The sequence below is a fragment of the Embleya sp. NPDC050493 genome (assembly GCF_044458105.1).
In the GTDB taxonomy this organism is placed as follows: domain Bacteria; phylum Actinomycetota; class Actinomycetes; order Streptomycetales; family Streptomycetaceae; genus Embleya.
Genome location: NZ_JBITHP010000031.1, coordinates 60,949 through 83,156, shown reverse-complemented (window position 1 = coordinate 83,156; position 22,208 = coordinate 60,949). Strand labels below are relative to the sequence as shown.

At 71.0% G+C, this 22,208-nt stretch carries 21 protein-coding genes and 3 tRNA genes; 11 read left to right on the top strand and 13 right to left on the bottom strand.

Annotated features, from left to right (window positions below):
* The first annotated feature begins 212 nt into the window (after positions 1 to 212).
* Genes purS through purL form a run of 3 tightly spaced genes read left to right on the top strand, consistent with a single transcriptional unit; the run spans position 213 to position 3,408 of the window.
* Positions 213 to 470, top strand: coding sequence for a phosphoribosylformylglycinamidine synthase subunit PurS (gene purS / locus ACIBM5_RS39240; RefSeq protein ID WP_391589184.1), 258 nt, complete (start codon positions 213 to 215; stop codon positions 468 to 470).
* Complete coding sequence (gene purQ, locus ACIBM5_RS39235) at positions 467 to 1,144, top strand: phosphoribosylformylglycinamidine synthase subunit PurQ (RefSeq protein ID WP_391589183.1); 678 nt, start codon at positions 467 to 469, stop codon at positions 1,142 to 1,144. Before purS ends, purQ begins: the two co-directional genes overlap by 4 nt.
* Positions 1,144 to 3,408, top strand: a complete 2,265-nt coding sequence (purL, locus tag ACIBM5_RS39230) for a phosphoribosylformylglycinamidine synthase subunit PurL (RefSeq protein WP_396011483.1) — start codon at positions 1,144 to 1,146, stop codon at positions 3,406 to 3,408. The genes purQ and purL overlap by 1 nt, the downstream gene beginning before the upstream one ends.
* 42 nt (positions 3,409 to 3,450) lie before the next feature.
* On the opposite strand, the gene ACIBM5_RS39225 is transcribed toward purL, so the two are convergent.
* The 3 genes from ACIBM5_RS39225 to ACIBM5_RS39215 are packed head-to-tail and all read right to left on the bottom strand — an operon-like array spanning position 3,451 to position 5,345.
* Positions 3,451 to 4,092 carry a hypothetical protein gene (locus ACIBM5_RS39225; protein WP_396011482.1) on the bottom strand — a complete coding sequence of 214 codons (642 nt, stop codon included), beginning with the start codon at positions 4,090 to 4,092 and terminating at the stop codon, positions 3,451 to 3,453.
* Positions 4,093 to 4,128: 36 nt separating this feature from the next.
* On the bottom strand, positions 4,129 to 5,010 hold the full coding sequence (locus tag ACIBM5_RS39220) for a hypothetical protein (RefSeq protein ID WP_396011481.1): 882 nt from the start codon (positions 5,008 to 5,010) through the stop codon (positions 4,129 to 4,131).
* Positions 4,995 to 5,345, bottom strand: coding sequence for a hypothetical protein (locus tag ACIBM5_RS39215; protein ID WP_396011480.1), 351 nt, complete (start codon positions 5,343 to 5,345; stop codon positions 4,995 to 4,997). Before ACIBM5_RS39215 ends, ACIBM5_RS39220 begins: the two co-directional genes overlap by 16 nt.
* Before the next feature lie 105 nt (positions 5,346 to 5,450).
* On the opposite strand from ACIBM5_RS39215, the gene ACIBM5_RS39210 reads away from it, so the two are divergent.
* From ACIBM5_RS39210 to purM, 3 genes are all read left to right on the top strand, one after another.
* The gene (locus tag ACIBM5_RS39210; RefSeq protein ID WP_396011479.1) at positions 5,451 to 6,239 is read left to right on the top strand and encodes a sterol carrier family protein; all 789 of its coding nucleotides are present in this window, start codon (positions 5,451 to 5,453) and stop codon (positions 6,237 to 6,239) included.
* Between the two features lie 37 nt (positions 6,240 to 6,276).
* Positions 6,277 to 7,833 (top strand): amidophosphoribosyltransferase, encoded by a 1,557-nt coding sequence (gene purF / locus ACIBM5_RS39205; protein WP_391589177.1) that lies wholly within the window; start codon positions 6,277 to 6,279, stop codon positions 7,831 to 7,833.
* A gap of 111 nt (positions 7,834 to 7,944) precedes the next feature.
* On the top strand, positions 7,945 to 9,018 hold the full coding sequence (purM, locus tag ACIBM5_RS39200) for a phosphoribosylformylglycinamidine cyclo-ligase (RefSeq protein WP_396011478.1): 1,074 nt from the start codon (positions 7,945 to 7,947) through the stop codon (positions 9,016 to 9,018).
* Between the two features lie 195 nt (positions 9,019 to 9,213).
* On the opposite strand, the gene ACIBM5_RS39195 is transcribed toward purM, so the two are convergent.
* Positions 9,214 to 9,465 (bottom strand): DUF3073 domain-containing protein, encoded by a 252-nt coding sequence (locus tag ACIBM5_RS39195; protein WP_020555620.1) that lies wholly within the window; start codon positions 9,463 to 9,465, stop codon positions 9,214 to 9,216.
* A gap of 239 nt (positions 9,466 to 9,704) precedes the next feature.
* Positions 9,705 to 10,805, bottom strand: a complete 1,101-nt coding sequence (locus tag ACIBM5_RS39190; RefSeq protein ID WP_396011505.1) for a Leu/Phe/Val dehydrogenase — start codon at positions 10,803 to 10,805, stop codon at positions 9,705 to 9,707.
* 147 nt (positions 10,806 to 10,952) lie between these two features.
* Here ACIBM5_RS39190 and ACIBM5_RS39185 point away from each other — a divergent pair, with 147 nt between their 5' ends.
* Both ACIBM5_RS39185 and bldC read left to right on the top strand, forming a co-directional pair.
* Positions 10,953 to 11,834 carry a hypothetical protein gene (locus ACIBM5_RS39185; RefSeq protein WP_396011477.1) on the top strand — a complete coding sequence of 294 codons (882 nt, stop codon included), beginning with the start codon at positions 10,953 to 10,955 and terminating at the stop codon, positions 11,832 to 11,834.
* Positions 11,835 to 12,368: 534 nt separating this feature from the next.
* Positions 12,369 to 12,575 (top strand): developmental transcriptional regulator BldC, encoded by a 207-nt coding sequence (gene bldC / locus ACIBM5_RS39180; protein ID WP_020555617.1) that lies wholly within the window; start codon positions 12,369 to 12,371, stop codon positions 12,573 to 12,575.
* Between the two features lie 753 nt (positions 12,576 to 13,328).
* Here the strand turns inward: bldC and ACIBM5_RS39175 are convergent.
* From ACIBM5_RS39175 to ACIBM5_RS39150, 6 genes are all read right to left on the bottom strand, one after another.
* Complete coding sequence (locus ACIBM5_RS39175; protein WP_391589174.1) at positions 13,329 to 14,540, bottom strand: glutathionylspermidine synthase family protein; 1,212 nt, start codon at positions 14,538 to 14,540, stop codon at positions 13,329 to 13,331.
* A gap of 31 nt (positions 14,541 to 14,571) precedes the next feature.
* The gene (locus tag ACIBM5_RS39170; protein WP_396011476.1) at positions 14,572 to 14,940 is read right to left on the bottom strand and encodes a hypothetical protein; all 369 of its coding nucleotides are present in this window, start codon (positions 14,938 to 14,940) and stop codon (positions 14,572 to 14,574) included.
* A 214-nt stretch (positions 14,941 to 15,154) separates the two neighbouring features.
* On the bottom strand, positions 15,155 to 15,883 hold the full coding sequence (locus tag ACIBM5_RS39165) for a VIT family protein (RefSeq protein WP_396011475.1): 729 nt from the start codon (positions 15,881 to 15,883) through the stop codon (positions 15,155 to 15,157).
* Between the two features lie 206 nt (positions 15,884 to 16,089).
* Positions 16,090 to 16,163 (bottom strand) — tRNA-Phe (locus tag ACIBM5_RS39160).
* Positions 16,164 to 16,208: 45 nt separating this feature from the next.
* Positions 16,209 to 16,283: transfer RNA gene (locus tag ACIBM5_RS39155), tRNA-Asp, on the bottom strand.
* 89 nt (positions 16,284 to 16,372) lie between these two features.
* Positions 16,373 to 16,445, bottom strand: a tRNA-Glu gene (locus tag ACIBM5_RS39150).
* Between the two features lie 149 nt (positions 16,446 to 16,594).
* On the opposite strand from ACIBM5_RS39150, the gene ACIBM5_RS39145 reads away from it, so the two are divergent.
* On the top strand, positions 16,595 to 16,954 hold the full coding sequence (locus ACIBM5_RS39145) for a metallopeptidase family protein (RefSeq protein ID WP_391589171.1): 360 nt from the start codon (positions 16,595 to 16,597) through the stop codon (positions 16,952 to 16,954).
* A gap of 7 nt (positions 16,955 to 16,961) precedes the next feature.
* On the opposite strand, the gene crcB (ACIBM5_RS39140) is transcribed toward ACIBM5_RS39145, so the two are convergent.
* Together crcB (ACIBM5_RS39140) and crcB (ACIBM5_RS39135) are read right to left on the bottom strand one after the other, a co-directional pair.
* On the bottom strand, positions 16,962 to 17,312 hold the full coding sequence (gene crcB, locus ACIBM5_RS39140) for a fluoride efflux transporter CrcB (RefSeq protein WP_396011474.1): 351 nt from the start codon (positions 17,310 to 17,312) through the stop codon (positions 16,962 to 16,964).
* Positions 17,309 to 17,692: a fluoride efflux transporter CrcB gene (gene crcB, locus ACIBM5_RS39135; protein WP_396011473.1), complete on the bottom strand. Its 384-nt coding sequence runs from the start codon at positions 17,690 to 17,692 to the stop codon at positions 17,309 to 17,311. Before crcB (ACIBM5_RS39135) ends, crcB (ACIBM5_RS39140) begins: the two co-directional genes overlap by 4 nt.
* A 358-nt stretch (positions 17,693 to 18,050) precedes the next feature.
* Between crcB (ACIBM5_RS39135) and ACIBM5_RS39130 the strand changes: the two genes are divergently transcribed.
* Together ACIBM5_RS39130 and ACIBM5_RS39125 are read left to right on the top strand one after the other, a co-directional pair.
* The gene (locus tag ACIBM5_RS39130; RefSeq protein ID WP_396011472.1) at positions 18,051 to 19,487 is read left to right on the top strand and encodes a hypothetical protein; all 1,437 of its coding nucleotides are present in this window, start codon (positions 18,051 to 18,053) and stop codon (positions 19,485 to 19,487) included.
* Positions 19,488 to 19,695: 208 nt separating this feature from the next.
* The gene (locus tag ACIBM5_RS39125; RefSeq protein ID WP_396011471.1) at positions 19,696 to 22,050 is read left to right on the top strand and encodes a DEAD/DEAH box helicase; all 2,355 of its coding nucleotides are present in this window, start codon (positions 19,696 to 19,698) and stop codon (positions 22,048 to 22,050) included.
* Positions 22,051 to 22,208: the final 158 nt, after the last annotated feature.

Genomic DNA, 22,208 nt, shown 5'->3' with positions numbered 1-22,208 from the left:
CGATTTATTGACATCGAGACCCACCGAACCTGCCTGTGGACAACCCCAAAGCTGTGGATAACTTGGCGTCGGGGCGGTCTCCCGGAGGCGGCCGGTACCCTGATACCGCCGATCCATCGGGTCCCGGCGTCGACCGACCCGATCCAGCAGCAGGGTCCGAACCCCCGTATCCCGGATACGGACCGGCCCGAACCATCACAGTGGGAGTGCCTGTGGCACGCGTCGTCGTCGACGTCATGCTCAAGCCGGAAATCCTCGATCCCCAGGGACAGGCCGTGCAGCGCGCGCTGCCGCGTCTGGGATTCGACGGAATCACCGACGTCCGCCAAGGCAAGCGTTTCGAACTGGAGCTGGAGGGACCGGTCGACGAGGCCGCCCTCGCCCGCATCCGCGAAGCCGCCGAGTCGTTCCTCGCCAACACCGTGATCGAGGACTTCGTGGTCCGCGTCGAGGCGGAGGAGGGGAAGTGACGATCCGCGTCGGCGTCGTCACCTTCCCCGGCTCGCTCGACGACCGCGACGCCCGGCGCGCGGTGCGTATCGCCGGTGCCGAGCCGGTCGCCCTGTGGCACAAGGACAAGAACCTCCAGCAGGTCGACGCGGTCGTCCTGCCCGGTGGATTCTCGTACGGCGACTACCTGCGTTGCGGCGCGATCTCGCGCTTCTCGCCGGTCATGGAATCGGTGATCGAGCAGGCACAGGCCGGCCTTCCGGTATTGGGCATCTGCAACGGTTTCCAAATTCTTTGCGAATCCCACCTGCTGCCGGGCGCGCTCACCCGCAACGACCACCTGCACTTCATCTGCCGTGACCAAAAGTTGCGCATCGAGAACGTGTCCAGCGCATGGACGTCGGACTTCGCGCAAGGGCAGGAGATCACCGTTCCGCTCAAGAACGGTGAAGGCGGTTTCGTCGCCGACGAGCGCACCCTGGACATGTTGGAGGCCGAGGGCCGCGTGATCGCGCGCTACCTCGACGTCAACCCGAACGGATCGCGTCGCGACATCGCCGGCATCAGCAACGCCGCCGGAAACGTGGTCGGCCTGATGCCGCACCCCGAGCACGCGGTCGAGCCGCTGACCGGCCCGACGACCGAGGGCCTCCCGTTCTTCACCTCGATCCTGAAGCGCCTGGTGAACGCCTGATGAGCCTGGACACCGTCAAGAACGCGCTCGACCACCCCGAGGTCGAGCAGCCCTTCGCCGAACTCGGCCTCAAGCCGGACGAGTACGCGCGCATCCGGGAGATCCTCGGCCGCCGGCCGACCTCGTCCGAACTGGCGATGTACTCGGTGATGTGGTCCGAGCACTGCTCGTACAAGTCGAGCAAGGTGCACCTGCGCCAGTTCGGCGACAAGATGCCCGAGAACGACGCGATGCTCGTGGGCATCGGCGAGAACGCCGGCGTCGTCGACGTCGGCCAGGGCTACGCGGTGACCTTCAAGGTCGAGTCGCACAACCACCCCTCCTACGTGGAGCCCTACCAGGGCGCCGCGACCGGCATCGGTGGCATCGTGCGCGACATCCTGGCGATGGGCGCCCGCCCGGTCGCGGTGATGGACCCGCTGCGGTTCGGTGCGGCCGAGCACCCCGACACCCGGCGCGTGCTGCCCGGCGTGGTCGCGGGCATCGGCGGCTACGGCAACTGCCTGGGCCTGCCCAACATCGGCGGCGAGATCGTCTTCGACCCCTGCTACCAGGGCAACCCGCTGGTCAACGCCCTGTGCGTGGGCGTGATGAAGCACGAGGACATCCACCTCGCGCAGGCGTCCGGCGCGGGCAACCTGGTGATCCTGTACGGCGCCCGCACCGGCGGCGACGGAATCGGCGGCGTCTCGGTCCTGGCCTCGGAGACCTTCACCGAAAACGATGGTGGCGGGTCCGGCCCGGCCAAGCGCCCGGCCGTCCAGGTCGGCGACCCGTTCCAGGAGAAGCTGCTGATCGAGTGCACCCTGGAGCTGTTCCGCGAGCACCTGGTCGCGGGCATCCAGGACCTCGGCGGCGCGGGCCTGTCCTGCGCCACCTCCGAGCTGGCCTCGGCCGGCTCCGGCGGCATGCGGGTCGAGCTGGACACCGTTCCGCTGCGCGACCACACGCTCTCGCCCGAAGAGATCCTGATGAGCGAGTCGCAGGAGCGCATGTGCGCGGTCGTGGAGCCGGCCCACGTGGCCCGCTTCATGGAGATCTGCGACAAGTGGGACGTGATCGCCACCGTCGTCGGCGAGGTCACCGAGGGCGACCGGCTGGAGATCTACTGGCACGGCGAGCAGATCGTCGACGTGCCGCCGCGCACGGTCGCGCACGAGGGCCCCGTCTACGAGCGCCCGTACGCCCGCCCGCAGTGGCAGGACACCCTCCAGGCGGACGCCGCCGAGCGGCTGCCGCGCCCGGGCACGGCCGAGGAGCTCAAGGCCACCCTGCTGAAGGTCGTCGCGTCGCCGAACCTGGCGGACAAGTCGTGGGTCACCGCGCAGTACGACCGGTACGTGCTCGGCAACACCGTGCTGGCCCAGCCGGAGGACTCCGGCATGGTCCGGATCGACGAGGAGACCGGCCTGGGCGTCGCGCTCGCCACCGACGGCAACGGCCGCTTCTGCAAGCTGGACCCGTACACCGGCGCACAGCTCGCGCTGGCCGAGGCCTACCGCAACGTGGCCACCACCGGTGCCAAGCCGCTGGCCGTCACCGACTGCCTGAACTTCGGCTCGCCCGAGGACCCGGCGGTGATGTGGCAGTTCGCCGAGACCACGCGTGGTCTCGCGGACGCGTGTCAGATCCTGGGCACGCCGGTGACCGGTGGCAACGTGTCGTTCTACAACCAGACCGGCGAGACGGCGATCCACCCGACGCCGGTGGTCGGCGTGCTGGGCGTGATCGACGACGTCGAGCGGCGCACGCCGATCGGTTTCGCCGAGGAGGGGCAGATCATCCTGCTCCTGGGCGACACGCACGAGGAGCTCTCCGGCTCGGCGTGGGCCCAGGTGGCCCACGACCACCTCGGCGGCCTGCCGCCGAGGGTCGACCTGGAGCGCGAGCGGCTGCTCGCCGAGATCCTGATCGCGGGTTCGCGGGACGGCATGATCGACGCCGCGCACGACCTCGCCGACGGCGGCCTGGCCCAGGCGCTGGTCGAGGCGTGCCTGGCCGGTGGCCACGGTGCCCGGGTCGTGCTGGCCGAGAACCTCGACCCGACGGTCGCGCTGTTCAGCGAGTCGGCGGGCCGGGCGATCGTCGCGGTGCCGCGGAGCGAGGAACTGCGCTTCAGCGACATGTGCAAGGTGCGCGGTCTGCCGTGCGCCCGGATCGGCGTGGTCGACGGCGACACGCTCGACTTCCAGGGCCACTTCACGGTGGCGCTGAGCGAGGTGCGCACCGCCCACGAGGGGACCCTCGCGGGCCTGTTCGGCTGATCGGCGACATCCTGTGCCCGTGCGGGGTGCCTCGTGCACCCCTCACGGGCACTTGCGCTCGTCGGTGTTCAGGTTCCGATCGAAGCTCACGCGCACCGGCGCCCCCCGCGACGGGGTGTACTCCAGCGTGCGGTTGTCGAGGAACCGCACGCTCGTGATCGTTGCCCGGCGGCTCTCGCACTGGCGCAGGATGCTCGTGCTCCGGTTCAGCCCGGCACTGAGGCGAATGTCCAGGTCGTAGTTCGGTTCGATCGTGTACGAGGCCGCTTCGTCCACCCGCACCGCCCGAATCCGGCCGTCCGGCGAGATCGCCACGACCTCTCCGGCCGGGCGGTCGTCCCGAGTGAGCACGGCGACCACGGTGCCGAGGGCCATCACCAGCCCGGCCACGAACGCGAGGCCGAGTGCCGCCACGCGGACCAAAAAGCCACGGAACGTGAGCGCGACCTCGATCCCGATCAGGCAGAATCCGAACGCGGCCGGAACCACCCCGCCGATCAGGATCCCTCGGTCGAACACGTCCAGGTTCCACGGGTTGGCCGCCGCGATCCGCCACGTGGGCAACGCCACGAGGGCCGATCCCAGCAGCAGCGTCCTGCGCACGATCACCGCGACGCGGACCGGGCGCCGGACGGCGGCGGGGCCCGTGCCCACGTGCGTGCCGGACCTCGTCCCGAGGCGCATCGCCCCACCCCCCGCCCCGCGGTGCGCCCGCGGCCACTACGTCCCCAACCGGTACGGCCGGAACGTACCGTGGCCGGGCCAGTACGGGTAGGGCACGGTGGCGTGGTGCGCGCCCTTCGAGGCGCTCTCCTCGTACGCGAAGTAGGTCGTGTGCGCCGCATTCGCCCAGCCCGCGAAGATCAGCGTGTGTCCGGCCGCCCCCGGCGCGGTGTTCAGCAGGATGTCGCCGGGCCGCAGGTCGTCCCGGCCGATCGGGTGGGACACCTCCGGCAGGGTCACCGTGGTCAGCCCCGGCGGCGACAGCCCCCAGGCCATCGAGACCAGCCCCGAGCAGTCCGTGCGGTAGCCGTCGTGCAGCCCGCTCATGCTGTAGCCCAGCCGCAGGTCGGCCCACCGCTTCGCGCGGGCCACGATCTCGTCCCCGTCCGGGGCGGCCGGGGTGACCGGTGCCACGGGTGGGGCCGATGCGACCGGTGTGACCCGGGCGATGCCCGCGCCGCGACCGATCGGCCGGACCGTGACCGGTCCGTCGTACGCCTCGGGCAGCGCGAACGGCGGCTCGGCGACGCGGACCGAGGCGGCGGCCGGCGGCGGAGCGGTGGCCGGCGCGGCCAGGTCGAGCAGTCGCGTCGCCGCGACCTCGTCCACCTCCGCGTACGCCCGCGCGTTCTCGACCAGCCGGTCGGCCAGGTCCACCCCGGTGCGCTCGGCCCGATCCAGCGTCTCCACCGCCTCGCGCAGCCGGGCGCGCACCGCCTCGAAGGTCTGCGGAGCCAGCGGCCGGCTCGTCGCCACGTCGACGGCCGCGACGCGCTCGCGCAGCGCCCACACCTCGCCGGCGACCGCCCGCAACCGGCCCGCGAGGGCCACCAGCGCGCCCGGCGTCGCGGTGAACCCGGCGGTCACCGCGGTGCCCACCGTTCGTCCAGCCAGGCCGCGCTGCCCTCGACCGGAAACCGCTCGTGCGGGCCGGCCCCGGCCGCCTCCCGGGCGGCCCGCTCGTTGGCCGCGATCCGGGCGAGCGCGGCCCGCATCGCGGCCGCGTGCACCCGCAGCGCCTCGACCACGGCGAGCACGGCCGGCTCCGTCGCCGCGCACTCCCGCCGCCACGTCTGCGCGCGGACCGCGAAGGCGTCCGCCGCGCCGCCCCGCCAATCGGTCGCGATGATCGGCCCGGGCCGCACCCGCTCGCTCGCCGCCGCCAATTCGGCCGCGATCGTGTCGACCCGGCCGGGATCCCCGTAATTGCTCATGGGCCCAGCGTCACGATTCGGCGGTCGGCTCGGGCGGCCCGGAGCCGAATCTGTGCAGAAACGAATCGGCTACCTGCGGTCGGTCGCGCGCTCTAATCTGCACCCATGACGAGCCGTCCCGCCGCCCCCCGCCCCCGCAAGGTCGACCCGGTCAAGGTGCGTGCCGCGCTGATCGCGCAGTGGCGCGCGATCGTGGACGTCACGGCCCGGCTGACCCCGGCCCAACTGGCCGCTCCCTCCGGCCTGACCGGCTGGTCCACCGCCAACCTGGTCGGACACCTGGCCGCGAGCATCCAGGCGGTACCGCGTTGGCTCGCCGAGCCCGCCCCGACCGGCCCGGTGATCACCGTCGAACAGTGGGCGAACGGCACCTCCGCCTACGCCGCCGTGGTCTCCTCCATCGCCGACGAGATGGCCGAGGCCGGCCACACCCCCGCCGACTACGCGGACGCCGCGATCGCCGCCCTCGACGGCGTCCCGGACACCCGGGTCACCATCACCCGGATCGGTCCGATGCGCGTCGCCGACATGCTCGTGACCCGCCTGATCGAGGGCGTCGTGCACGCGGACGACCTCGAACGCGCCATCGGCGAACCGTTCCCGCACGACCGGCAGGCGCTGGGCACCGTGGTGCGGGCGCTGGCCGACGCGCTGGCGACCCGGGCGCCCGGGCACTCGGTCGAGGTCCGCGTCCCGCCGTTCGCCGTAGTGCAGTGCGTCACAGGCCCCCGGCACACTCGGGGCGTTCCGCCCAACGTGGTCGAGACCGACCCAAGGACCTGGATCCGTCTCGCCACCGGCCGCCTGACCTGGGCGGACGCGGTCGAGGACGGCCGGGTGCTGGCCAGTGGCGAACGCAGCGACTTGTCCGGATACCTGCCACTGATGGGGTGAACCGCGACGGATCCGGCGCTGTCGTAGACTCGATCTCGTGCCACGTGGCGATGGACGACTCAACCACGATCTCTTCCCCGGCGAGAAGGGCCCGCAGGATGCCTGCGGCGTCTTCGGCGTTTGGGCCCCCGGCGAAGAGGTCGCAAAACTCACCTACTTCGGTCTCTACGCATTGCAGCACCGCGGAACGGAATCCGCCGGCATAGCTGTGAGCAACGGATCCCAGATCCTGGTCTTCAAGGACATGGGCCTGGTCTCCCAGGTCTTCGACGAAACCACCCTGGGCTCGCTTCGCGGGCACATGGCCGTCGGCCATGCCCGCTATTCGACCACCGGTTCGTCGGTCTGGGAGAACGCCCAGCCGACCTTCCGGGCCACCGCGACCGGCAGCATCGCGCTCGGCCACAACGGAAACCTCACCAACACGGGTGAGCTGTCCCGTCTGGTCGCCGAGCAGGGCCCCGATCGCGGCGAATCGAACCATCCCTACCAGGGCCGGATCGAGGCCAGCAGCGACACCGATCTGCTGACCACGCTCCTGGCCGGCAGCCCGGACCTGTCCCTGGAACAGACCGCGATGCAGGTGTTGCCCGAGGTCAAGGGCGCCTTCTCGCTGGTCTTCATGGACGAGACCACGCTCTACGCCGCGCGCGATCCCCAGGGCATCCGGCCCCTCGTGCTCGGTCGGCTGGAACGCGGCTGGGTGGTCGCGAGCGAGACCGCCGCCCTGGACATCGTCGGCGCCTCGTTCATTCGCGAGATCGAGCCGGGCGAGTTGATCGCGGTCGACGAGCACGGCCTGCGCACCCGACGCTTCGCCGAGGCCAAGCCCAAGGGCTGCGTCTTCGAATACGTCTACCTGGCCCGCCCGGACACCACGATCGCCGGCCGCGGCGTCTACGCGTCCCGGGTCGAGATGGGCCGCAGGCTGGCCCAGGAGTTCCCGGTCGACGCCGACCTGGTCATGCCGACCCCGGAATCGGGCACCCCGGCCGCGATCGGCTACGCCGAGCAGTCCGGCATTCCGTACGGAAACGGCCTGGTCAAGAACTCCTACGTGGGTCGGACCTTCATCCAGCCCAGCCAGACCATCCGGCAGCTGGGCATCCGGCTCAAGCTCAATCCGCTGCGCGAGGTCATCCAGGGCAAGCGACTGGTCGTCGTCGACGACTCGATCGTGCGCGGCAACACCCAGCGTGCGCTGGTGCGCATGTTGCGCGAGGCCGGCGCGGCCGAGGTGCACGTGCGGATCTCCTCGCCGCCGGTGAAGTGGCCGTGCTTCTTCGGCATCGACTTCGCCACCCGGGCCGAGCTGATCGCCAACGGTCTCTCGGTCGACGAGATCGCCAAGTCCCTCGGGGCCGACTCGCTCGCCTACATCTCGATCGACGCGATGGTCGAGGCGACCACCATCCCCAAGGACCGGCTGTGCCGGGCCTGCTTCGACGGGGAATACCCGATCGAACTGCCCGACCCCGAGCGGCTGGGCAAGCACCTCCTCGAAGGCATCGAGCAGACCGTCCGCACCGACGTGGACGGCGTGCAGGCCCTCCTCGGCGGCGGCGGGGCCGAGGACGCGCTCCGCCGTCCCTGATCAGCCGAGTCCCCGAGTTCTCTTCTTCGGATCGCCGCGTCGTGTCCCCACCCGGGGGCGCGGCGGGGTGTCCGAGGAGATCCACCGACCCGACCCGAAAGGGCCGCCGCCGTGAGCGACCAGTCCACCCCCACCCCCAGCACCGCGACCTACGCCGCGGCCGGCGTCGACATCGAGGCCGGTGATCGCGCCGTCGAACTCATGAAGCAGTGGGTCGGCAAGGCCACCCGGCCCGAGGTCGTCGGCGGCCTGGGCGGCTTCGCGGGCCTGTTCGACGTGTCCGCGTTCAAGCGGTACGAACGCCCCCTGCTGGCCACCGCGACGGACGGGGTGGGAACCAAGGTCGCCATCGCGCAGGCGATGGACAAGCACGACACGATCGGCCACGACCTGGTCGGCATGGTCGTCGACGACCTGGTCGTGTGCGGCGCCGAGCCGCTGTTCATGACCGACTACATCGCCACCGGCAAGGTCGTTCCCGAGCGCATCGCGGCGATCGTCAAGGGCATCGCCGAGGGCTGCGTCCTGGCCGGCTGCGCGCTGGTCGGCGGCGAGACGGCCGAGCACCCCGGCCTGCTCGACCCGAACGAGTACGACGTCGCGGGCGCCGGCACCGGGGTCGTGGAGGCCGACGGCCTGCTCGGCGCGGAACGGGTGCGCGCCGGCGACGTGGTGATCGCGATGGCCGCCTCCGGTCTGCACTCGAACGGCTACTCGCTGGCCCGGCACGTGTTCTTCACGCTCTCCGGCTGGAGCCTGGACCGGGACGTCCCGGAACTGGGCCGCACACTCGGCGAGGAACTGCTCGAACCGACCCGGATCTACTCGCTGGACTGCCTCGACCTGGCCCGGCGCACCGACGTGCACGCCTTCTCGCACGTCACCGGCGGTGGCCTGGAGGCCAACCTCGCGCGCGTGCTCCCGGCCCACCTGGACGCGCGCCTGGACCGCTCGACCTGGACGCCGGCCCCGGTCTTCGGCCTGGTCGGCGCGCTCGGCCGGGTGCCCCGCGCCGAGTTGGAGAAGACGCTGAACATGGGCGTGGGCATGGTCGCGGTGGTCGCCGCGGACGCGGCCGACGCCGCGCTGGCGGTGCTCGCCGAGCGCGGCGTGCCGGCCTGGATCCTCGGCGACATCGTCACCGGCTCCGGCCGGGCCGTACTGAACGGCGATCACCGGGCATGACGAAGGCACCCGCGGCGGTGGCCGTCGTCCCGGATCGGGACGGCGGTGCCCCCGTGGGCGCGTTCGCGAACACGCCAAACGGCCCGGGGTCGAGTAGTCGTCCTACTCGGTCCCGGACCGGGCGGTGTCACAGCGCACGGGCGCCCCGGCTGAAGTGGGCGTTCGTTCCCGTGCTCGAGAACGAGGAACGCAGGGTCAACGATGGCGCGATCGGCCGTCGTCTTCCTCGTCCTCGTCATCGTTGTAACGAGCCGAATACCCCGCGTAGGGGTCGTCGAACTCGTCTTCACTCGTGTCGTCGTCAACCTCAGGCTTGCCGATCGGCAAGTCGGTTGGCGACGACGCGCCCAGCTCTTCAGCCAGACGGCTCAGATCCGTACCGCCGCTGTTGTACTTCAGCTGGCGGGCGACCTTTGTCTGCTTGGCCTTGGCCCGGCCGCGCCCCATGGCTCGACCCCCTCAACGACGGGGCTCACGGCCCCGGGTCTTGACACGCGTTCATAGTCAGGGTCGGTTCGATGGCACTTGAGAACCGGCCCGTAGGGGATTAACGGTACCTGCTTCCGCTGCCGGGCGGTACGTCGCATGGGTGACAGCGGGGCTCGGACCCCGACCGAGCTGTGCTGTTCCGGCTGGTCAGGGGCCTGATCTGGGGTCCTTTGCCGAGTCTGACGATACCGTGTCGGTCAGCTTTGGAGGTAGATGTCACGCAGGCGGCCCACATCCGCCATGCGCCGCTCGGCCAATCGGTCCGCCGCGACGGCCGGTGGCACCCCCTCCTCGTCGGCCAGCGCGAAGATCTTCGCGGTCGTCGCGCGGATGCCCGTGGCCTTGCGCTTGGCCCGTTCGAAGTCGAATCCGTGCCGCTCGTCGGCGACCTGGATCACCCCGCCGGAGTTGACCACGTAGTCCGGCGCGTAGAGCACTCCGCGCTCGGCGAGCGCCTTCTCGATGCCGGGATGGGCCAGCTGGTTGTTGGCCGCCCCGCACACCACGGCCGCGGTCAGCACCGGGACGGTGTCGTCGTTCAGCGCGCCGCCCAGCGCGCACGGCGCGTACACGTCCAGGTCGGAGAGCCGGATCAGGGCGTCGGTGTCGGCTGCGAAGTCCACCTCGGGATGCAGCCGGCGCACGTGCGCCACCGCCCGCTCGTCGACATCGGTGATCACCACCGAGGCGCCGTCCTCGACCAGGTGGCCGACCAGGTGCCGGCCGACCTTGCCCACGCCCGCCACGCCCACTCGGCGTCCGCGCAGCGTCGGGGTGCCCCAGCGGTGCTCGGCGGACGCCAGCATGCCCTGGAAGACCCCGTACGCGGTCAGCACGGACGAGTCGCCCGCACCGCCGTTCTCGGGGGAGCGACCGGTGACGTAGTCGCACTCCTTGGCGACCACGTCCATGTCGTCGACGTAGGTGCCCACGTCGCAGGCGGTGATGTAGCGACCGCCCAGCGACTGGACGAACCGCCCGTAGGCGCGCAGCAGCACCTCGGACTTGTCCCGATCGGGGTCGCCGATGATCACGGCCTTGCCGCCGCCGTGGTCGAGTCCGGCCAGGGCGTTCTTGTAGGCCATGCCGCGGGAGAGGTTGAGGACGTCCGCGACGGCCGCTTCCTCGGTCTCGTAGGGGTGGAACCTGGTGCCGCCGAGGGCGGGTCCCAGGGCACTGGAGTAGATCGCGATGATCGCGCGCAGGCCGCTCGCGCGGTCCTGGCAGAAGACGACCTGTTCGTGGCCGGTCGACCTGCCGAACACCAGGCCCGACGTCGTGCCGTCGGGGCCATCCATCCTGTCGGTCACTGTGGTGACTCCATGGGATCGTGGTGATGTATCCGCCGCGCGGATCTGCGCGGCCGTTCAAGCCTAGAACCCCCGGGGATCACCGGGTCGGACCTTCTCCACGTCGGGGCTCGACCGACGTGCCAAGATTCGTTCGTGCGGACTTCGGTGGTTGCCCCCTACGCGGCGTACCTGCGGGTGTACGAGCCGCTTGCCGCGTTTCCCGAGCCGGAACGCGAGCGGTGGGCCGCGTACGTCGCCACACAGCCGACAGGCACCCCCGCGTCGCCCGAGGCACCTTCGCCTGCCGGACTGACCGCGCAGGAGCACCGGAGCGGCCTGGAGAACCTCCTGGCCACCCCTCCGGTGATCGCGCCGCCGCACGAGAGCGAGGACGCCTACGTGCACGTCCTGGACGGCGTCACGGTGATCTGCCCGCGGCAGACCCGGCTGCGCTGCTGGACGGCGCTGGCCGAGCTGCGGCGGGAGTATCCGGCCGCGGTGCTGGACGTGTTCTGGCCGCGGATGGTGATCGATCAGGCGCACGTAGAGCACGAGCGGTGGAAGTCCGCGCACCCCGACGTGCATCCGCACATCCACAGCAGCACGTGGCACGTCCCGGTGCGCTGGTTCGTGCTGTTCGCCCCGGAGGAGCGGGTCCTGGTGCCGGCGGCCGAGGACGCGTCGGCGGGGCCGGGCGAGCTCTACTACCGCACGCCGATGGTGCAGGCCCGGCGTCGGGTCGCCCGGGCGCTGAAGGTGCTCCGCGAGACGGTCGAGGACGGTGCGCTGATCACCGGGCTGGAGAACGTGGGCCGCTGGCTGGAGGAGTTCCACCCGCGGGCGCTGGTCGAGTTGGACTACGGCGGGCTCGTGCGACTGCTCGGGACGGGTGATCCGGCGACCGAGAACTCGGTCGCGGACGTCGCCGAGGGCATCGCCGCACTGGGATCCGGTGACGGAGCGCGAGCATCGGCGGCCTACCGAAGGATTACGGAGCGTTGGCAATCGGTACGTGCTCTGGAGCACGCGAGCTGAGCAAGCGTCCGCATTTCATGAAGTTTCGGCGTGACCGTCGTCACTCTTTCGTGTTCACTCACCCCGTGATCTGAAAGCCTCTCAACCTGCTGGTTCGAGTTGTGGGACTCCCAGCCCTCCAGGTTGTTGGAGATCGACTCACAACAAGGTGCATACGCCAGCGAATGGTTCGTATATGATGAAAAGGACAAACCAGATGTAGTCGGTCTGGTCGGGTCGAGTCATCGGGGATACTTCGTTGCTGGTGGGACGGGGTGGACACGAGGGGTCGATCGGGCCCGAGTGACTCATCGTCACAGTCGGGTGACTGTCCGCTATGCCTGGTCCTTCGGGATCGCGTGGCTTGAACCCTGGGATGCCAAATCCGGCGGTTTGACCAACCGGGTGCGACGGATGGTGTACTTGTACTGTGAAGGACAAGCCGTTCGTCCTATAACCGACTTGGCCCTCGTGAACTATTTAGGACATCGTGGGTCAAGGTGCAGAATTTGAAGAAAGAACCGTGTTGGTTCGGTTCTCCCGAGGAGGCCGCTCATGACCGCTCGTACGCCTGATGCCGAGCCGCTGCTGACGCCGGCCGAGGTTGCCAGCATGTTCCGCGTCGACCCCAAGACGGTGACGCGCTGGGCCAAGGCCGGCAAGCTCACGTCGATCCGCACGCTCGGCGGACACCGTCGCTACCGCGAGGTGGAGGTCCGCGCCCTGCTCGCGGGCATTCCGCAGCAGCGCAGCGAAGCCTGAGGGCTGCGTCGAAAGCTTTTCCCCTGAGTGCTGCACCGGATCCCGCCGGGTCCGGTGCAGCACTCTTTTGCGTGCCCGGAAAGTGCCGACCCGGCGGACGGTCGGCCCGAGGCCGTCGCGGTGCCGCTCAGCGGGCCGGCCTGCGGTTCCGGCGGTGCTTTCGGGCGGTGTCCGGGACGCTCGGCCCGGAGTGGGACGGGGCCCGCCGGGGCGTTTTCGTCCGGGATCCATGACGGCGTCCAGTAAAATATCACATAGAATGCACAGTCGATTTCCGGCCGTCGATGAAAACCATTGCCAGTCAAAACAGTGACCTTGGTCACACGGATGTTCGCGGCCGGTCCGGCCGGCTGCCCGCGGCAGTGGTTCGAACCTTTCCCGGGGCGGGGGATCCGCAGGGCCGCCGGCCGGGCGGCCCGAGTCGTGGGGCGGACCCGGCTCGGCCTCGGCGGGCCGGGGGCGCCGTGGGGCTTCGGGACGGCCGGTGGGCGCCATCGGGGCCCGGTCTCGGCGCCGTCGGTCGGGGAACGCAGCCGCGGCGGCTCGGCGGATCCGGGTTCCCGGCCCCATCGGTGCCGTGCGGGCCCGACGATCGGGGCATCGGGGTGGATTCGACGGACCCGACCGGAAATCGGCGATTGAACACGCAGAGTGATGATCCGCACGTCCGGGGCGCGATTTCGATCTCGCCGAATCGCCGGCGTTCGTGACTGTGTGCGAGCAACGTGACCGTGCGCGCGGGGTCGTGCCCGGTCAGTCCTCGTCGAGCCAGGCGAGCCGGGTGTCCTCGTCCGGGGCCGGGCCGTCGATCACGTGCGGCAGGAAGCGGGCGTACCCGTCGGTGACCGGGCCGCTGGACTCGCGGATGCCGACGCCCGCGGACTTGCCGTCCACCACCCATGCGCCGAGCACGGGCTTGTTGCCGTCGAAGTCGGGCAGCGGCACGTACTCCTGGAAGCACCAGCCCTCGTCGCCGTACGCCTCGGCGGGCTGGATGTGCTCGCCGGCGGGGGTGACGATCCGGATCGCGTCGCCTTCGCGTCCGTGCAGCGGCTTGGCCACGTACGACTCCATGCCGCGTGGCGAGTCCAGGAAGGCGGGGAGCAGGTTCGGGTGGCCGGGGTACAGCTCCCACAGCACCGCGAGCAGTGCCTTGTTGGACAGGATCGCCTTCCAGGCCGGTTCGATGAACAGGCACGAACGGGGATGGCTCACCAGGTGCTTCCCGAACGGCTCGGCGAGCATGTCCTCCCACGGATAGAGCATGAACATCGTGTCGATGCCCCGCTCCTCCAGGTCGACGAAGCGCAGCCGCTCGCTGTCCCAGCCGATCTCGGCGACCTCCAGGCCGATCGTGGTCAGCCCGGCCTCGGAGGCGGTGTCGCGGAGGTAGGCGGTGTGCAGCCACTCCTCCTCGTCCTCGGTGCCCTCCACATGTGCGAAGTGCATCGTCTCCGAGCGCAGATACGGCTTGATCCGCCGCCACGCGCGGACCAGCCGCTCGTGCAGGCTGTTCCACTGGTCGCGCTCCGGGAAGCAGTCGCGCAGCCAGTACCACTGGACCAGGGAGGCCTCGATCAGCGCGGTGGGGGTGTCCGCGTTGTATTCGAGCAGCTTGGCCGCGCGGCCGTCGCCGCCCCACGCGAGGTCGAACCGCCCGTAGACGCTCGGGTGTTCCTCCTCCAGCGTGATCCGCAGGTAGTCGCGGGCCTCGTCGGGCAGGCCGAACGCGGTCAGGTCGCCGCGCTCGATCACGTGCCGGGCGGCGGCGACCGACATCTCGTGCAGTTCCTCGGTGACGTCCTCGAGCCGGTCCACCTCGTCGAGGGTCAGCTCGTAGTACGCCTCTTCGTGCCAGTACGGCACCTCGGTGCCGTCGTCCTCCTGCCAGGTCGCGTAGAGCAGCCCCTGCGACTCGACGAGCGGCTTCCAGCCCGGTCGAGGCGTACTGGGTATACGGCGCATGGCTCAAGCCCTCCCCGGATGTGACACCGCGTCAGCTTGAACTCTTCGACGGGCACGAGCCGAAGCCGCCGCGTTCCACTTTGCCCTTGCGCGGGCGATCGAAGGATCCCTGCCCGGCGAGCAGGGTCGTACCCCTGGCCGGAGTGAGGGTCTGTCCACACGAATGCGGGATGTAGTACCAGGACAGCGTCGGGTCGGTTCGGCCGAGGCAGCGGAAGTCGTCGACGCGCACATTGTGCGTGCGGTCCGCGCAGATCTCGGCGTAACCGCTCCTGGCGGAGTTCTTGCCGCCGCCGCTTCCACACGCGGTGAGCGCGCCCGCGAGGGTCAGGGTCAGGGTCGCCGCGACCGCGGTCGACTTCATGCCGCCCTTGCGTTGCGGACGCGAACTCGACGACACGAGCCTGATGACACGAGAGGGGGTGGCCACGAATCCTCCGCTCCACGGGCTGTCGGTGACGGTCCGATGCGAACCGACTCCGAGGACGGTATCGAGACCTGCGGGCCGGCGGTGGCCCGGTGAGTGGGAAAACACGGAAGTCCTCGACGAGTCCGGGCCGATTTGTTCGATGGTGACGCGGATGCCCGATCCCGGACGCGGGCGGTGATCCGGCTCACACCCCGCTCGCGCCGAGCAGACTGCCCACCCCGTAGGTGACCGCCATCGCCAGGGCCCCGCCCGCGGTGGTGCGCACGATCGCGCGCGTCGGCGGGGCACCGCCCAATCGGGCCCCGCTCCAGCCGCACACCACCAGGGCGACCAGCACGGCGGCCACCGTGATCGGCAGTCGGGTCGAGGCGGACGGCAGCACCATCGCGAGCAGCGGCAGCAGGGCGCCGGCGGTGAAGGCCAGGAAGCTGGCGCCCGCCGCATGCCACGGGTTGGTCAGCTCGTCCGGGTCGATCCTGAGCTCGACCTGGGCGTGTGCGGCGAGCGCGTCGTGGGCGGTGAGCTGCTCGGCCACTTGGCGCGCGAGCGGCCGGGTGAGGCCCAACTCCTGGTACAGGCCGGTCAACTCGTCGAGCTCGGCCTCCGGTTCGTCGGCCAACTCGCGCCGCTCCTGGACCAGCGCGGCCCTCTCCGCGTCGCGCTGGGTGCTCACCGAGACGTATTCGCCCGCGGCCATCGACAACGATCCGGCGAGCAGTCCGGCCAGTCCGGCGGTGAGCAACTGGGCGCGTTCGTCGGTGGCTCCGGCGACGCCGACCACCAGACCCGCGGTGGAGACGATCCCGTCGTTGGCGCCCAGCACCGCCGCCCGCAGCCAGTTCAGCCGTGTTCCCATCGCCTCGTCGTGCGGGGGATGGGTGGGCATCCGGTCGGGGGTGTCCGCGGCGCTCATGACCGAAGTATCACGACGAAGTCCGGGACGAACGGCGCGGACACGAGCGCGCGCCCGGGGCGACACCCGAGCGGGTGAGTCGGCCGGCCGCGTCGGCCGGCCGCTGCGGTGCCGAGCCGCCCGATCGGGCCACCGGCGCCCGGCTCGGCAATGCAAGAACGCCCCGGACGACGAATCGTCTGGGGCGTCGGTTTCTCCGGCTGCGGTGGCCAGGGGCGGGGTCGAACCGCCGACCTTCCGATTTTCAGTCGGACGCTCGTACCAACTGAGCTACCTGGCCTCGATGGATCAGGGCGCCTTTCGGCGCCCCGACCTTTCCATCTTGCGGTCCTGACGGGATTTGAACCCGCGGCCTTCACCTTGACAGGGTGACGAGCACTCCAAACTGCTCCACAGGACCTCTACCCGCGTTTCCTTGGGCTTCCTTCGTGTTGAACCCTACCGTACTGGCTGTCCGGCTTGTTGCGGCCCCCGAGGGGGTTTGTTGCGTGCCCCCAACGGGATTCGAACCCGTGCTACCGCCTTGAAAGGGCGACGTCCTAGGCCACTAGACGATGGGGGCTTGTTGGCCGTGTCCGGCGTCTTGTTGCCGTCGGGGACGTCCCGAACTATACGGGGTTTTCGGCGGCGCTTGCAAAGCGGATAACCGGGGGCCGGTGCGGGCCCCCGGCAGGCCCCGCGAACGGGGGTGCGAACCCGCAGAATGGGGGAGTGCTGGAGATGTCGCGCGAGGAGTTCGAGGAACTGGTGGCCGAGGCCCTGGACCGGATCCCGCCTGAGCTGACCAGGCTCATGAACAACGTGGCGATCTTCGTCGAGGACGAACCCGCCCCCGACGGCGAGCACGGGGCCGACCTGCTCGGCCTGTACGAGGGCATCCCGCTGACCGAGCGCGGCGACTGGTACGCGGGCGTCCTGCCGGACCGGATCACCGTCTACCGCAACCCGATCCTGCGGATCTGCGAGACGTACGAACACGTCGTCGAGGAGGTCGAGGTGACCGTCGTGCACGAGGTGGCGCACCACTTCGGGATCGGGGACGAGTGGCTGCACGAGCACGGGTACGGCTGACGGTGTGTCAGCGGGCCGCGGCGTGGCCGAGGGCGGCCGCGGCCAGGCCCAGGGTCAGGCTGAGCAGGACGTAGCCGGCGGCGACGGCGCGCCGGCCTCGGGCGTAGGTGTCCACGGTCGCGTAGCCGAAGGTGCTGAACGTGGTGAGGGTGCCGCAGAAGCCGGTGCCGATCAGCGCGGCGATCCGCTCGTCGGGGGCCAGGCCGGTGAGCACGCCCAGGATCAGCGAGCCGATCACGTTCACGGTCAGCACGCCCCACGGGAAGGCCGACTCGGTGCGCGCGGACACGTGCAGGTCGGTCAGGTAGCGCAGCGGTGCGCCGACCAGCGCGCCCAGGACCACCATCAGCGGGATCATCCGGCGACCCCGCGCGGGCGGCGGGCGACGGCGAGGCCGATCTGCACGGCGGCCAGGCCCAGGGCGACGCTGCCCACGACGTAGAGGAAGGCCGAGGCCCACGCGTGGCCGGCCGCCAGGGTGCGGGTCTCGACGGCGAAGGTGGAGAACGTGGTGAAGCCGCCCAGCACACCCGTGCCCAGGAAGGGGCGGACCAGCGGGCCGGGCGGGGTCAGGCCCATCAGGATCCCCATCAGCAGGCAACCGGTGACGTTGGTGAGCAGGGTCGCCCAGGGGAAGGCGGTGCCGCTGTGGGGGAGCGCCTCCGCGAGTGCCCAGCGGCCCAGCGCCCCGACGGCGCCGCCGATCGAGACGGCGGTGAGTACTCGGGTCTGTGACACCCGAGCACGCTAGGCCGTGTCCGGTGGATTTTGGTGGATGAGGTCGCGTCGTCTGGTGCCGTGGCTCGGCGTGCCGGAGAAGCAGCCGCATAGTGGTGCTATTCGGTTGTTTCTCCGGTGCGGCGAGGTGCGGTGCCAGGCGGCGCGGCCCCCCCGGGATCCGCCGGACACGGCCTGGTGCCGCGCCCGGTGGATCCCGGTGGGGCCGCGCCGCAGCGGGATCCACCGGACGGGTATCCGGCCCGGGCGGGTCGGGGATCTCGTGCGCTCCCGTCGCGCCCTCACGCGCTGCGGCCGAACGGGTGACGCGTGGTGTCGTGAATTGGAGCCAAGGTTTTTCCGTGCCCATGCTGAAGCGGTGACCACGCAGGGGGACATCGGGCCGATGCCGGACTTCGCCGACGATGAGCCCGAGTTTCCCGGAACCGGATCGACCACCCGGGTGGGCGGGCCCGCAGCGGCCGAGGCGGCGGTGCCGCGCGCTCGCGGCGAGTGGCGGCGCTCGCCGGGGCCGCAGGCGTACGAACCGGGGCCCGGACAGGCGTGGGGGGATCCGGAGCCGCGGACCCGGGGGACGGCCCGGGCGGGCGAGGGTGCCGACGGGCCGGGCGCCCGGGCCGGTTCCGGTGCACCCGGCGGGCACGTCGGACCGGCCGAGCGGGGCGAGCGGGGCGAGCAAATCCCGGGCGGGCCGGCCGAGTTCGCGCCCTTCCGGACGACCGGCAACCTTTCTGTGGGGCATGCCGAGGTGTCCTACCGCGAGCCGGTCTCGATGCTCACCGAGTGGTTCGGCGAACCGGACACGATCGAGCCCGCACCCGTGGTGGAACACGGATCCCCGCCGGCGGGTCGACGGGCGCCCGGGCGGCGCAGGTCCGCGCACCGGGCCCATCGGGTCGTCGAGACGGCACGCACCGAGGTCGCCAAGGGCGCCCCGGAGGGGCGATCGGCAAGCCCCCACGGCGAGTTCGTGACCGCTTTCGTGGTGGTCGCGCTCGTACTCACCGGATTGCTGTACCACTTCGGCTGGGCACGTGACTCGGCTCGGTCCGAGTACCTCGGGTTCGACGAGAGCGTGCTGGACAGGCCGACCCTGGAGTATCTGGCGGACGGCCTGCGCGCGCTGTACCGGCCGCTGCTCGTGCTCGTCGCCGCGCTGCTCGCGACCCGGGTGGTGCATCCCCGGCTGCTGGTGTGGCTGCGTCGGCACCGACGGATCGCCGCATGGTGTGCGTGGTGGCTGCGCTGTGCGTGGTTCGTGTTGCCGGGCGCGACCTGGATCGGGGTGTACCGGTGGCCCGTCCGCGGTGCGCAGTGGTGGCCTCTGCTGTTGCCGTGCGCGCTCGCGCTGGGGCTGTTGATCAGTGCGTACGGGGTGTTGCTCTCGCGCCGGATCGGGGCGCACCGGCGCAGCTCCGCGGCCGGCTCGCGGCCGTGGTCGCCGTCGGTGTTGTTGACCGCCGCCGCCGTGGTGCTGTGTCTGTTCTGGGCATCGGCGGCGTACGCGAAGGTGTCCGGGCGGGACGCGGGCAAGGCCGTCGCGCACCAACTGCCCAGGCGGACCGGGGTGGTCCTGTATTCGGTGCAGGATCTGCGGATGCGATCGGACGACGGGATCGCGGTCGAGGAAGAAATCGGCGCCTCCTACCGTTACCGGTACACCGGACTGCGCTTGTTGCGGCGTGCGCCGGGGACGCTGTACCTGCTCCCCGAGCACTGGTCGTGGCAGCGTCCGAGGCTGCTCGTCGTGCACGAGGACGCACGTCTGAGGGTGGAGTACGAACGCACCCGATAGGCGTAAACGCGCAGTGATCGGGTACGCTGGTGAATCGCTTTGCCCATATCCAGGCACCGCCATGAGTCGCGGCGCCTCGTAGGCTCGTTCTGGTGCTCCGCAGAAGTGTCGCTTTCTCGTGCGACCACATTTCGGCTGCGGACCTTCGAGACGGGCCGCATCCGGAAGGTTTTGCATGCCCCCCTATGCCAATGACACTGCTACGCCCATGCCCGGTACCGAAGGTGCCGAGGTGCAGGAGGGTGTGGCGGGTGCGCAGGCAGCCGAGGTGACCGAGGTCGCCGCGGAGATCACCGAGATCGCTCCCGAGGTCGTCGAGAACGACGACACCAATGACGGCGACACCGAGCTCGCGGCGCAGGACGAGGCCGCGACGGACGCCGATGTGCACAACGACACCGAGGGCGACACGGACGTCGACGCGAGCGTCGAGGACGACGCCGCCGACGAGGCCGGGCTCGACGGGGCGGACGACGCCTCGGACGAGGTCGACGCCGAGGCCGTGCCCGAGCCGACCGGCCCCAGCTTCGCCGAGTTCGGTCTGCACAAGGACGTCGTGGACGCGCTCGCGCGACGCGGCGTGACCCACCCGTTCCCGATCCAGGCGGCGACGCTGCCGGACGCGATGGCCGGCAAGGACATCCTCGGCCGGGGTCGGACCGGTTCCGGCAAGACGCTGGGTTTCGGCCTGCCGATGCTGACCCGCCTGTCGGGTCGCAAGGCCCGCGCCCGTCGCCCGCTCGCGCTGATCCTCACGCCGACGCGTGAACTCGCGATGCAGGTGCACGACGCGTTGGAGCCCTACGGTCGCATTCTCGACCTGCGGATGAAGACGGTCACCGGCGGCATGTCGATGCCGAAGCAGATCTTCGCGCTGGAGCGCGGCGTGGAGATCCTGGTCGCCACCCCCGGTCGGCTCCAGGATCTGGTGGACCGCGGTTCGGCCGTGCTGGACAACGTGGAGATCACCATCCTCGACGAGGCCGACCAGATGGCGGACATGGGCTTCCTGCCCGAGGTCACCGCACTGCTCGACCTGATCCCGGCCGGCGGTCAGCGGATGTTGTTCTCCGCGACGCTGGACAAGGGCGTGGACGCGATCGTCCGCAAGTACCTGGTCGACCCGGTCACCCACTCGGTGGACCCGCACTCATCGTCGGTGACGACCATGTCGCACCACGTGCTGGTCGTGCAGCCCAAGGACAAGACGTACGTCACGGCGGCCATCGCGGCCCGTCGCGGGCGCACGATGATCTTCGTGCGGACCAAGTTCGGCGCCGACCGCGTCGCGCAGCAGCTGCGTGAGGCGGGCGTTCGTGCCGAGGCGCTGCACGGCGGGATGACCCAGGGCGCGCGTACCCGCACCCTGGCCGAATACAAGGAGGGCCGCACGCCGGTCCTGGTCGCCACCGACGTCGCCGCCCGCGGCATCCACGTCGACGGCATCGACCTGGTCCTGCACGTGGACCCGGCCGCCGACTCCAAGGACTACCTGCACCGCGCGGGTCGTACCGCGCGCGCCGGTGAGGCCGGTGCGGTGGTCACGCTCGCGCTGCCGCACCAGCGCCGCACGGTGGACCGCCTGATGGAGGACGCCGGCGTCGAGCCGACCCGCCTTCGGGTGCAGGGCTCCAACGACCCGGAGATGCGCAAGCTGACCGGCGCACGCACGTTGTCCGAGGTCAAGGCGCAGTCCGTGGCGGACGCCGCGGTCGAGGCCGAGGCCGAGGCCGAGCGGCTCGCCGGTCGGATCATCGAGCTCAAGGCCGAGGCGGCGGAACTGCGGCGCAAGGCGGCCGAGTTGGCCGAGGCCGCGAAGAACGGTGACGTGCCGGTGCGGACCGAGCGCTACGAGCGTCCGGACCGGGGCGAGCGCGGCGGCGACCGGCGCGAGGGCGGCTACCGGGGCGGCGACCGCAACGACCGCGGCAGCGACCGTCCGCCGTACGGCAGCGACCGCGGCGGCGACCGTCGTGGCGGCGCGCCGCGTGGCGACCGTCCGTCCTACGGCGACCGGGACCGGGCACCGCGTTCCGGCGACCGTCCGTCCTACGGCGGCGGCGACCGGCGCGAGGGTGGCTACCGCGGCGACCGTCCGTCGGGCGACCGCGGCCCGCGTGCCGACCGTCCCGCGTACAACGACCGTCCCGCGTACAACAGCGGTGACCGTCCGGCCTACAACAGTGGCGACCGCGCTCCGCGCACGGGTGACCGGCCGGCCTATGGCGACCGGGCACCGCGTACCGGCGACCGTCCCGCGTACGGGGACCGGGCGCCGCGTTCCGGTGACCGTCCGTCCTACGGCGGCGGCGACCGGCGCGAGGGTGGCTACCGCGGCGACCGTCCGTCGTACGGGGACCGCGCGCCGCGTACCGGCGACCGTCCCGCCTACGGCAACGACCGTGCCCCGCGCGGTGACCGTCCGACGTACAACAACGACCGGCCGTCCTACAACGACCGGGACCGTTCGCACGACCGTGCGCCGCGTCGGGACGGTCACTACGACCGTCCGGCCGGCGGCCCGGCGGGTGACCGCAAGCCGCGCTGGAAGCGCGACGCGTAAGCGCCGAGTGACCTTGCGGTAACTGACGTGTAGTCAAAAACACTGAGCGGGGGGGGGGGGGGGGGGGGCCGGGGGCGCCCCCCCCCCCGGGGGTTTGTTATTATGAAGTACGCCCAGGGTACACGCGCCCGGTGTAGGATGCGCGCGCGAGGGGCTTT

Bases quoted from the DNA above. Each gene is read 5' to 3' on its own strand.
- purL (WP_396011483.1), top strand. From the start codon at position 1,144: ATGAGCCTGGACACCGTCAAGAACGCGCTCGACCACCCCGAGGTCGAG.
- ACIBM5_RS39225 (WP_396011482.1), bottom strand. From the start codon at position 4,092: ATGCGCCTCGGGACGAGGTCCGGCACGCACGTGGGCACGGGCCCCGCC.
- ACIBM5_RS39215 (WP_396011480.1), bottom strand. From the start codon at position 5,345: ATGAGCAATTACGGGGATCCCGGCCGGGTCGACACGATCGCGGCCGAA.
- ACIBM5_RS39210 (WP_396011479.1), top strand. From the start codon at position 5,451: ATGACGAGCCGTCCCGCCGCCCCCCGCCCCCGCAAGGTCGACCCGGTC.
- ACIBM5_RS39195 (WP_020555620.1), bottom strand. From the start codon at position 9,465: ATGGGGCGCGGCCGGGCCAAGGCCAAGCAGACAAAGGTCGCCCGCCAG.
- ACIBM5_RS39190 (WP_396011505.1), bottom strand. From the start codon at position 10,805: ATGGATGGCCCCGACGGCACGACGTCGGGCCTGGTGTTCGGCAGGTCG.
- bldC (WP_020555617.1), top strand. From the start codon at position 12,369: ATGACCGCTCGTACGCCTGATGCCGAGCCGCTGCTGACGCCGGCCGAG.
- ACIBM5_RS39175 (WP_391589174.1), bottom strand. From the start codon at position 14,540: ATGCGCCGTATACCCAGTACGCCTCGACCGGGCTGGAAGCCGCTCGTC.
- ACIBM5_RS39165 (WP_396011475.1), bottom strand. From the start codon at position 15,883: ATGAGCGCCGCGGACACCCCCGACCGGATGCCCACCCATCCCCCGCAC.
- crcB (WP_396011474.1), bottom strand. From the start codon at position 17,312: ATGATCCCGCTGATGGTGGTCCTGGGCGCGCTGGTCGGCGCACCGCTG.
- ACIBM5_RS39125 (WP_396011471.1), top strand. From the start codon at position 19,696: ATGCCCGGTACCGAAGGTGCCGAGGTGCAGGAGGGTGTGGCGGGTGCG.